The organism is Pengzhenrongella frigida, from assembly GCF_004168625.1.
Classification (GTDB): Bacteria; Actinomycetota; Actinomycetes; order Actinomycetales; family Cellulomonadaceae; genus Pengzhenrongella; species Pengzhenrongella frigida.
The window spans coordinates 1-10,111 of sequence record NZ_SDWW01000074.1 but is presented as its reverse complement, the minus strand read 5'-3'; the positions used below and the strand labels follow the sequence as shown (position 1 = coordinate 10,111).

Here is a 10,111-nt window from a genome sequence, read left to right as displayed (position 1 = left end):
CTGCCCCGGCCCCCGAACCCGTGGCCGTCCCCGCTCCGGCGCCCACGCCAATGCCTGCGCCGACCCCCGATCCCGCCCCGGCGCCGACCCCCGAACCGGCGGCCGCACCGACCCCGGCACCGCCGGCAGCGCCCGAGCCGGTCAGCACCCCGGTGCCCAGCCCGACGAGGCCACCCACGGGCAGGGGGCTCGCCAGGGCGCCGAGCCCGACCACCCCGACGATCAGCGGCGCGATCACGACCCGCAGACCGTGGTTCACGTCACCGAGCTCGAGCAGGAGGGCACGGCACTCGCCGCAGCCGTCCAGGTGCGCCTCGACCTGGGCCGTCTCGCGCTTGGCCAGCCCGCCGCGCACGTAGGCGCCGAACTTGCCGTTCACGCTGCGACACCCGTCGCTGAGGGGCCGGGCGAGGTGCTGCTGGAGGTACGCCTGCCGCAGTCCCTCACGCGCTCGATAGGCGAGGGCGGCGACGCCGTTCGCAGTCAGCCCGAGCAGCGGGGCGATCTGCGCCGCACTCAGCTCCTCGATCTCGGTGTACCAGAGAGCGGCCTGCCACCGTTCCGGGAGCGACGCGTACGCCTTGGCCACGGCGGCGTTCTCAAATCCGGCAAGAGCCGGGTCCTCGACCGAGCCGGCCGCACCGAACGCCGTCTCGAAAACGGCCATGTCATCCGTCGGCTGCACGCGCCGACCGCCCTCGGCGCCGGCGTAGGCGAGTCGCCGGACGACGGTGAACAGGTAGGCGCGGAACGCGACGTCGGGTCCACCGCCGTTGCGCATCACGGCGAACACGCGCGTGAAGCCGTCCGAGACGATGTCCTCGGCGTCGGCGGTGGAGCGGGTGTACTGCCGCGCCACGGCGCGGGCAGCGGGTGCGTGCCGCTCGTACAGCGTCCCGAACGCCGCCGCGTCGCCCGCTCGGGCAGCAGTGATCAGCTCAGCGTCGCTGGACAGCTCGCTCCAGACCTCCGCTGAGCGGCGAAATGCCCCACCCTCATCCGTGGGCCGGTCCGCTCCCATAGCTACTCAGACTGCCACGGATCAACCATCCGGGTGCGGTATCGACCGATCCGGTGACCCGACTCGCGTCATTGACAGGCGGATGCCCCCTCTCTATTGATGTGACTTCCCTCGATGCGACGGCAGCCGGGCTGCCGCCCGCGCTCCGTGAGCAGTGGCGCGCGATCAGCGCCGAATCGGTCTGGCTGCGACCGGCCGACTGGTACCACCCCGCCATCGACGCCGTCGTCGAGGCAGCGCTTCGGGGCACGGACACGAGCCCGGCCGCCGCGCGGCTCGGCGCGGTGCGCGGCGAGAACGGCGTCGGGATCGTGGAGACGATCGACGACTTCGCGTGCCTGTTCCGCTCCCTGGGCACTCTCGACCCCCCGCTCGGGCCGATGCGGGCGCTGTGCGAGGGGTGGGTCGCCGCTCAGGACGCCGCTCCCGCGCACACCCAGTGCCTCGACCCCGAGACGGGCCTGCCGACCGCCGAGTACCTGCGGGTGCGGCTCGCCGAGACCTACGGCGTCGCTGCCCGGGCCGGTCACGCGCCGACCGGTACGCACAGCCTGCTCCTGGTCGACGTCGCGGTGGCCGAGCTCGACCCGTGGTCCCGGATCGCTCGGTCAGCCGTCGTCGGCCAGGTCCTGGCGCTCACCTACGGCGAGGGCCATCCGATGGCGTCGCTCGGTGACGGGACGTTCGCCATCCTCGTCGAGCGCAATGCCAGCCTCGGCACCGACATCGCCCGGCTGCGCGACGAGCTCGTCGCCCACGCCGACCGGCTCGCGGTCACGAGCCTCGTCCGGCAGCCACCACGGATCTGGCTCGAAGCGCTTCCCGAGACGCATGCGGGCGCCCTGGACCTGCTCGCGCACGTCGCGCGCTGATCCCATCGGCGCAATGAGTACCGATCGCCTCCAGGTCGCGTTACGGTCAAGCATGACTACAGGGGGCTTCGCAGACGGGGCTGTCGAGTTCCTACCGGTGCTCGCGGTCGGTGCCACGGCTGACATCTTCGTCGTCGACGACGAACGGGTGCTGCGCCGGTACCGCGATCTGCGCGACGCGACGGCCGAGGCCGCGCTCATGCGCCATGTCTGGGAGCACGGGTTCCCGGCGCCGGCGCTGCACTCCTCGGACGGCGCCGAGGTCGTGATGGAGCGCCTGTACGGTCCGACCTTGCTGCAGGCCCTGGCCTCGGGCGAGTTCAGCCTGCAGGACGCCGTGGAGATCATGGCCGACCTCCACCAGCGCCTGCACGCCGTGCCGCCGCCCCCGGAGGCGACCGGCGACGACGTCGTCATCCACCTCAATCTGCACCCGGGCAACGTCGTGCTCAGCGAGACGCACGGCCCCGCGCTCGTGGACTGGGCGAAGGTCACCCTCGGCCCGGTCGACCTGGACATCGCGATGAGCGCCATCATCCTGGCCGAGGTGGCCGTCGACTCGGGCGGCGACTACTCCCGCGCAGCCCGCGCGATGCTCGTCAACTTCCTCGCGGTCGCGGGCGGGAACCCGCTCGCCCAGCTCGACGCCGCGGCGCAGGACCGTTTCGACGACCCCGTGCTCCAGCCCGGCGAACGGCGGCTGGTCGCACCCGCGGCGGCCCTCGTGCGCCGGTACGCCCCGAGCGTCATCTTCGGCGCCTGACCTCAGCACCCCCGGGTCAGAACTCCCAGTCGTCGTCCTCGGTGTTGACGGCCTTGCCGATGACGTACGACGAACCGGACCCCGAGAAGAAGTCGTGGTTCTCGTCGGCGTTCGGGCTCAGCGCCGACAGGATCGCCGGGTTCACGTCGCACTCGTCCTTGGGGAACAACGCCTCGTAGCCAAGGTTCATCAGCGCCTTGTTGGCGTTGTAGCGCAGGAACTTCTTGACGTCCTCAGTAAGGCCGACGCCGTCGTAGAGGTCCTGGGTGTACTCCACCTCGTTGTCGTAGAGCTCGAAGAGGAGCTCGAAGGTGTAGTCCTTCATCTCGGCCCGCTCGGCCTCGGTGAGCAGGGCGAGGCCCTTCTGGAACTTGTAGCCGATGTAGTACCCGTGCACGGCCTCGTCGCGAATGATCAGGCGGATCAGGTCGGCCGTGTTCGTGAGCTTGGCGCGCGAGGACCAGTACATGGGCAGGTAGAAGCCCGAGTAGAACAGGAACGACTCGAGCAGCGTGCTGGCGACCTTGCGCTTGAGCGGGTCGTCACCGCGGTAGTAGTCCATGACGATCTGCGCCTTGCGCTGCAGGTTCTTGTTCTCCTCGGACCACCGGAACGCGTCGTCGATCTCCCGCGTCGAGCACAACGTCGAGAAGATCGACGAGTACGACTTGGCGTGCACCGACTCCATGAAGGCGATGTTCGTGTACACGGCCTCCTCGTGCTGCGTCAGGGCGTCCGGGATCAGGCTGACTGCACCGACCGTGCCCTGGATCGTGTCCAGCAGCGTCAGGCCGGTGAAGACCCGCATCGTGAGCTCCTGCTCCGCCGGGGTCAGCGTGGCCCACGACTGGATGTCGTTGGACACCGGCACCTTCTCGGGCAGCCAGAAGTTGTTCGTCAGCCGGTTCCAAACGTCGACGTCCTTGTCGTCCTCGACCTTGTTCCAGTTGATCGCGGACACCCGCTGCAACAACGGGATCTTCTCCACCATGACGGTCCTGCTTCCTCAAAAGTACGAACGGCGGGGGGGGGCGCGGGCGTCACAGCATGCAGCTGACGCAACCCTCGATCTCGGTCCCCTCGAGCGCCATCTGGCGCAGGCGGATGTAGTACAGCGTCTTGATGCCCTTGCGCCAGGCGTAGATCTGCGCCTTGTTGATGTCGCGCGTGGTGGCGGTGTCCTTGAAGAACAGCGTCAGCGACAGGCCCTGGTCGACGTGCTGCGTCGCCGCCGCATAGGTGTCGATGATCTTCTCGTAGCCGATCTCGTACGCGTCGTCGTAGTACTCGAGGTTGTCGTTCGTCAGGAACGGCGCCGGGTAGTAGACGCGCCCGATCTTGCCCTCCTTGCGGATCTCGATCTTCGAGGCGACCGGGTGGATCGACGACGTCGAGTTGTTGATGTACGAGATCGAGCCGGTCGGCGGGACCGCCTGCAGGTTCTGGTTGTACAGCCCGTGCGCCATGACCGACGACGCCAGCTCGCGCCAGTCGTCCTGGGTCGGGATCTGCACGCCGGCGACGTCGAACAGCTCGCGCACGCGCGCCGTCGTCGGCTCCCAGACCTGGTCGGTGTACTTGGCGAAGTACTCGCCGCTCGCGTAGGTCGAGTCCGCGAAGCCGTCGAACGCCCGGTCCCGCTCGATCGCGAGCCGGTTCGACGCGCGGATCGCGTGGTACGCGACCGTGTAGAAGTAGATGTTCGTGAAATCCAGGCCCTCGGCGGAGCCGTAGTGGATCCGCTCGCGGGCCAGGTACCCGTGCAGGTTCATCTGGCCCAGCCCGATGGCGTGCCCGCCGGCGTTCGCGTGCTTGACCGACGGGACGGACTCGATGCTCGTCTGGTCCGAGACCGCGGTGAGCGCGCGGATCGCGGTCTCCACGGTGGCGGCGAAGTCCGGGGAGTCCATCGCCAGGGCGATGTTGAGCGAGCCGAGGTTGCAGGAGATGTCCTTGCCGATGTGGCTGTAGGACAGGTCCTCGTTGAAGGTCGACGGTGTCGAGACCTGCAGGATCTCCGAGCACAAGTTCGAGTGCGTGATCTTGCCCTTGATCGGGTTCGCGCGATTCACCGTGTCCTCGAACATCAGGTACGGGTAGCCGGACTCGAACTGGATCTCGGCGAGGATCTGGAAGAACTCGCGGGCCTTGATCTTGGACTTGCGGATCCGGCCGTCGTCGACCATCTCGGTGTACTTCTCGGTGACGTTGATGTCGGAGAACGGCACGCCGTAGACCCGCTCGACGTCGTACGGCGAGAACAGGTACATGTCGTCGTTGTTCTTCGCGAGCTCGAACGTGATGTCGGGGATGACGACGCCGAGCGAGAGGGTCTTGATCCGGATCTTCTCGTCCGCGTTCTCCCGCTTGGTGTCGAGGAACCGCAGGATGTCCGGATGGTGCGCGTGCAGGTACACCGCACCTGCACCCTGCCGGGCACCGAGCTGGTTCGCGTACGAGAACGAGTCTTCGAGCAGCTTCATCACGGGGATGACGCCGGACGACTGGTTCTCGATGTGCTTGATCGGGGCACCGTGCTCGCGGATGTTGCTCAGCAGCAGCGCGACGCCGCCGCCGCGCTTGGACAGCTGCAGCGAGGAGTTGATGGCGCGCGCGATCGACTCCATGTTGTCCTCGATGCGCAGCAGGAAGCACGAGACCGACTCACCGCGCTGCGCCTTGCCCGAGTTGAGGAACGTCGGCGTCGCCGGCTGGAACCGGCCCGCGATGATCTCGTCGACCATGCTCAGCGCGAAGGCCTCGTTGCCGTCGGCGAGGGTCAGCGCGACCATGCAGACGCGGTCCTCGAAACGCTCGAGGTACCGCTTTCCGTCGAAGGTCTTCAGCGTGTACGACGTGTAGTACTTGAACGCGCCGAGGAACGTCTGGAACCGGAACTTCGCCGCGTACGCGCGCTCGAACACGGTCTTGACGAAGGCGGCGTCGTACTTCGCCAGGATCTCGGGCTCGTAGTACTTGTTCTCCACCAGGTACTCGAGCTTCTCGGCGAGGTTGTGGAAGAACACCGTGTTCTGGTTCACGTGCTGCAGGAAGTACTGGTGCGCGGCGGCGCGGTCCATGTCGAACTGGATCTCGCCGTTCGGGCCGTACAGATTCAGCATCGCGTTGAGCGAGTGGTAGTCGAGGTCTGCGGCTAGGCCGGTATCTGTCGCTGTGACTGCCAAAACTGGTCCAATCCATCGCGGACGCGCGTGACGTCCTGGGGAGTGCCGAGGATCTCGAAGCCGTACAGGTACGGCACCTCGCACTTGGCGGAGATGATCGAGCCGGCGATGCAGTACGCCGTCCCGAAATTGGTGTTGCCCGCCGCGATCACGCCGCGGATCAACGACCTGTTGTGCACGCTGTTGAGGAACTTCACGACCTGCCGCGGGACGGCGCCGCCCTCGTTGCCCCCGCCGTAGGTGGGGACGATCAGGACGTACGGCTCATCGACCTCGAGCGGGTCGTCCGCCGGTCGCACCGGGATGCGCTGCGCGGGAATCCCGAGCCGCTGCACGAATCGGTGGGTGTTCTCGGAAACGCTCGAGAAGTAGACCAGCGAACTCATGGGCGCGGGTCAGGCGACCGCGGCCACGCGCTCGGCGACCTCGGCGATCCGGCCCGGCCGGTAGCCCGACCAGTGCTCGTCGCCGACCACCACGACGGGCGCCTGCAGGTACCCGAGCGACATGACGTAGTCACGCGCCGCGGGGTCGGCGGCGATGTCGACGATCGTGTAGTCGAGGTCGAACTTGTCCAGCGAGCGGTAGGTCGCGGTGCACTGGACGCACGAGGGCTTGCTGTACACGGTGATGCTCATCGGTCTCCCCAAGATCGGTGCGCGGTCCGCCCCACGCCGTGCACAGACACTACACCTAGGGGTCAGACTCGATCGAGCATCTAGATGTGGTGTTTCCCTCATGTCTTCGGGGAATTGGCCGCAAGAGTTCGGGCGCGCCAGCCGGCGTCGTGCGGGTGCACCGGCGCGTCGACCGCACCCGCCTCGACCGCGGCTGGGGGATGCTGTCCCGGTGCAGATCAGCACCCTCGGGCCCCTGACGATCGACGGCGCCGCCGTCGAGGGTTCCCGGCTGCCCGCGCTGCTGCCTCCCCTGTTCCTCGCTCGCGGTCGAATCGTCTCCACGGCCGACCTGATCGAGGCGGTCTGGGCGGGCGACCCCCCTGCCGATCCCACCGGAGCGCTCCAGGCCCTGGTCACCCGCGCGCGCCGCCTCGGCCTCACGGTCACGGCAACCGCCGGCGGCTACCGCCTCGACCCGACCGACCTCGAGGTCGACGCCCTCCTGGCTCAGGACCTCCTCTCCCGTGCCCGGGCCGCGCTCTCGGGCGGTGACCCCCGGCGCGCATCCGACCATGCCGCGCGGGCCCTGGCTCTGTGGGCCGACGACGACGCGCCGGCGGTCGGGCCGTCCGGTCGCCTGTTCACCGACCTGCTCACGATCCGCGTCGAGGGCGAGCTCGCCGCCCCCGTGCACAGCGGGCTCGCCGCCCCCGTGCACGGCCCCGACGACGTCCTGCTCGACCACCTGCGCGACGCCGTCCGGCACCGGCCCACCGACGAGCCGCTCACTGCGCTGCTGATGCGGGCCCTGGCCGCACGGGGGCGCGACGCCGAGGCGATCGCCACCTACGAGCGGCTGCGTCTCGCGCTGGCCGAGACCTACGGCACGGATCCGTCGGCCGTCGTCGCACGCACCCACCTCGCCCTCCTGCGCGGCGAGCTCGCCGCCCCGGCCGACGCCGCCACCCCGCCCGCAGCGCCCTCAGCGCCCGACAGGAGCGGGAGCGCGCACCGGTCGGGCACCGCCGCGGTCCGCCCCCGGGGCGCACCGGGCTGGCGCCGAGCGACCGCATCCATGGTCGGGCGCGAGGCCGACGTCAGCGCGGTCGAGCACGCCCTGCTGGAGCACCCGCTGGTGACCGTGGTCGCCGTCGGGGGCGCGGGGAAGACGCGGCTGGCCGTCGAGGTCGCCCGCCGCGCGACCGAGCGCGGTGCGGTGGTGTGCGCCGTCGAGCTGGCCGGCGTCCGCGACCCCGCCGAGGTGCTCCCGACCCTGCTCAGCGCGCTGGGCGCCTCGGAGTCGGCCGCGGACACCGAGGATCTCCGCGGCCGGCGGGTCCTGGATCCCGGCGAGCAGATCCTGCGGGCGGTCGCGACCTTCGACGGCCTGATCGTGCTCGACAACTGCGAGCACCTGCTCGCCGGCGTCGCCGAGGTCACCGCCGCGCTGCTTGCGGCCGCCGGGCCCGGCCTGCGCATCCTGGCCACCAGCCGCGCGCCGCTCGGGATTCTCGGCGAGGCCGTGCACCCCGTCCTCGCCCTGCCCGACGGCGCCGCGCTCGCCCTGCTCGAGACGCGCGCCCGGGCGGCGCGCCCGACGCTGGAGTGGGACACCGCCACGGCGCTCGAGCTGTGCCATCGCCTCGACAATCTGCCGCTCGCGCTCGAGCTCGCCGCGGCCCGGCTTCGTTCGATGCCGCTCGCGGACGTCCTCGCCGGCGTCGCCGACCGGTTCGCCCTGCTCGACCACGCGCTGCGTGGGCTGCCCGACCGGCACCAGGGCCTGTGGTCGATGGTCGACTGGAGCTGGGACCTGCTCGACCCCACGGCGCGCGCCCTGCTGCGCGACCTCGCCGTCGTACCTGCGCCCTTCACCGCCGACCTCGCGACCGAGGTGGGCGGCCTGGAGCACCTCGGCAGCCGCGCAGCCCGCCTCGCGCTGCTCGGCCAGCTCGTCGAGCAGTCCCTGCTGAGCCTGGAGGAGTCCGGCGACGGCCGACCGGCGCGCTACCGGATGCTCGAGACCGTGCGCGAGTACGGCGAGGCGAGGCTCGCCGCCGACGGCGCCCGGGACGTCGCGATGGAGCGCCTCGCGGGGTGGGCAGCCGGCGAGGCGCGGCGGCTGCGGTCCGACTTCGTGGGCGAACGCCAGCTGGCCGCGCTGCGGGCGACCACCGAGGACCACGACACGCTCGTCCTCGCGCTCCGGTGGTCCGTGGACGGCTCCCACGAGCGCGAGGCCTTCGCGATCGCCGCCGCACTGTTCACCGTCTGGACGATCCGGGGCCTGCACGTCGAGGCCATCACCTGGGCCCGCCAGCTGCTCCGCGTGCAGGATCCGGTCGGCCGGCGGGCCGGCTGGGAGCTGCTGTGCGCCGACGACGGCGCCCTGCCGCTCGGAGACCAGGGGCGCCGTCGCGCGGCGCGGCCCGACCCCGACGACGTCGCCGCGACCGCGACCATGGCCATCCTCAACGCCGGGATCGCGAACGCGAACGACCAGCGCGTGAGCATGCTGGCCGTGCGTCTGACCCGGTGGGCCGTCTCGGCGCACCTCGACTCGTTGTCCCCGCGCACCGCCGCGCTCGCGCGCATGTCGGCGGTCTTCACCAGCGGTGACCACGCGGTCCACCTGGCCGCAGCCGGTGCGCTCGTCGACGAACGGGACCTCTACCTGCACGCCGTCGGACTTTTCCTGCGGGCCGCACTGCGCGAGAACCACGGCGACGTCCGCGAGTCCGGCGTTGACGCGCGCGACTCGTACAGCTCGTTCGAGGCCGTCGGCGACCACTGGGGAATGGGCATGGCCGCCCAGGCGATCGGGCAGTGGGGGTCGGGCCGGGCGACCGGACCGAGCGACGACTGGCTGACGCGTGCGGTCCATCACCTCGAGCTCGTCGGCGCCGTGCAGGATACGCAGACGATCCGAGTGGTCCGGGACGTGCATCGCGCCCTGGACGGCTCGGCTGTGGCGGCCGCGGACCTCGCGGCCACCGCCCAGTCGCCGTCGGCCTCCTCGCAGGAGCGCGCGAACGCGTTGATCGGCCTCGGCCTGCTGGCCGCGAAGCACGGCCGCTGGCCGGAGGCCGTCGAGCGCGGCGACGCGGCCGTGCGGGTGGCGCGGTCCGAGACCACCTCGGCCCCGCAGGGGCGCATCGTCACGGAGGTGGCTGCTGCCATCCTGCGGATCCGGGCCGGCCGCGATGACGCCGGGGGGCTGCTGGCGGTGGCTGCCCGCGGCGCGTTCGACGCCGGGGACATGCCGGTGCTGGGCGCGGTCGCGCTCGCCTACAGCGAACTGGCCGCGGCCACCGGCGACACCGCGCGGTCCGACGAGCTGTGGGTCCTGGGCAGGCGTCTCGGGGCGAATCTTGCGCTGCTGTTCGGGCCGCAGCCCCGCACGGACCCGGACGCGGCGGACGTGGACGACGATCCGCGGATGGCTCAGGTCACCCAGGCATGGACGATCAGCGTCGCGGACACGGTCGCCCGCCTGGCAACACTCATCGACTCCGGCCGCTGACGGATCAGCACCCTGCACGGGGGGCTGACGGCGTTTCTCACCGCGGCCCGGTGCGTGATGCTCCTATAGGTGTCAAGCGGCCTGAAGCCATTGGCGGTAGGCGTCGGCGAGTTCGTCGTCGCGGGTC

The 10,111-nt window shown here is 70.6% G+C and carries 8 protein-coding genes; 3 read left to right on the top strand and 5 right to left on the bottom strand.

Annotated features, from left to right (window positions below; translation table 11 throughout):
• A partial coding sequence (locus EUA98_RS18755) for a sigma-70 family RNA polymerase sigma factor (protein WP_130104215.1) occupies nucleotides 1–1,021 on the bottom strand: 1,021 nt, incomplete at its 3' end.
• A 101-nt stretch (nucleotides 1,022–1,122) separates the two neighbouring features.
• Here EUA98_RS18755 and EUA98_RS18750 point away from each other — a divergent pair.
• Both EUA98_RS18750 and EUA98_RS18745 read left to right on the top strand, forming a co-directional pair.
• The gene (locus tag EUA98_RS18750; protein WP_130104214.1) at nucleotides 1,123–1,893 is read left to right on the top strand and encodes a hypothetical protein; all 771 of its coding nucleotides are present in this window, start codon (nucleotides 1,123–1,125) and stop codon (nucleotides 1,891–1,893) included.
• Between the two features lie 52 nt (nucleotides 1,894–1,945).
• Entirely contained in the window at nucleotides 1,946–2,656 is a 711-nt protein-coding gene (locus EUA98_RS18745) for a phosphotransferase (protein ID WP_130104213.1), read from the top strand.
• Nucleotides 2,657–2,672: 16 nt separating this feature from the next.
• Here the strand turns inward: EUA98_RS18745 and nrdF are convergent, their stop codons facing one another.
• From nrdF to nrdH, 4 genes are read right to left on the bottom strand one after another with little or no spacing between them, the layout of a single operon-like run.
• Nucleotides 2,673–3,647 carry a class 1b ribonucleoside-diphosphate reductase subunit beta gene (nrdF, locus tag EUA98_RS18740; protein ID WP_130104212.1) on the bottom strand — a complete coding sequence of 325 codons (975 nt, stop codon included), beginning with the start codon at nucleotides 3,645–3,647 and terminating at the stop codon, nucleotides 2,673–2,675.
• Nucleotides 3,648–3,696: 49 nt separating this feature from the next.
• Nucleotides 3,697–5,841, bottom strand: coding sequence for a class 1b ribonucleoside-diphosphate reductase subunit alpha (nrdE, locus tag EUA98_RS18735; protein WP_434063511.1), 2,145 nt, complete (start codon nucleotides 5,839–5,841; stop codon nucleotides 3,697–3,699).
• A complete protein-coding gene (nrdI, locus tag EUA98_RS18730; protein ID WP_130104211.1) occupies nucleotides 5,811–6,227 on the bottom strand; it encodes a class Ib ribonucleoside-diphosphate reductase assembly flavoprotein NrdI in 417 nt (138 codons plus the stop codon). Before nrdI ends, nrdE begins: the two co-directional genes overlap by 31 nt.
• A gap of 9 nt (nucleotides 6,228–6,236) precedes the next feature.
• The gene (gene nrdH, locus EUA98_RS18725) at nucleotides 6,237–6,479 is read right to left on the bottom strand and encodes a glutaredoxin-like protein NrdH (RefSeq protein ID WP_130104210.1); all 243 of its coding nucleotides are present in this window, start codon (nucleotides 6,477–6,479) and stop codon (nucleotides 6,237–6,239) included.
• Nucleotides 6,480–6,690: 211 nt separating this feature from the next.
• Here nrdH and EUA98_RS18720 point away from each other — a divergent pair, with 211 nt between their 5' ends.
• Nucleotides 6,691–9,984, top strand: coding sequence for an ATP-binding protein (locus EUA98_RS18720; RefSeq protein ID WP_165372912.1), 3,294 nt, complete (start codon nucleotides 6,691–6,693; stop codon nucleotides 9,982–9,984).
• The last annotated feature ends 127 nt before the right edge of the window (nucleotides 9,985–10,111 follow it).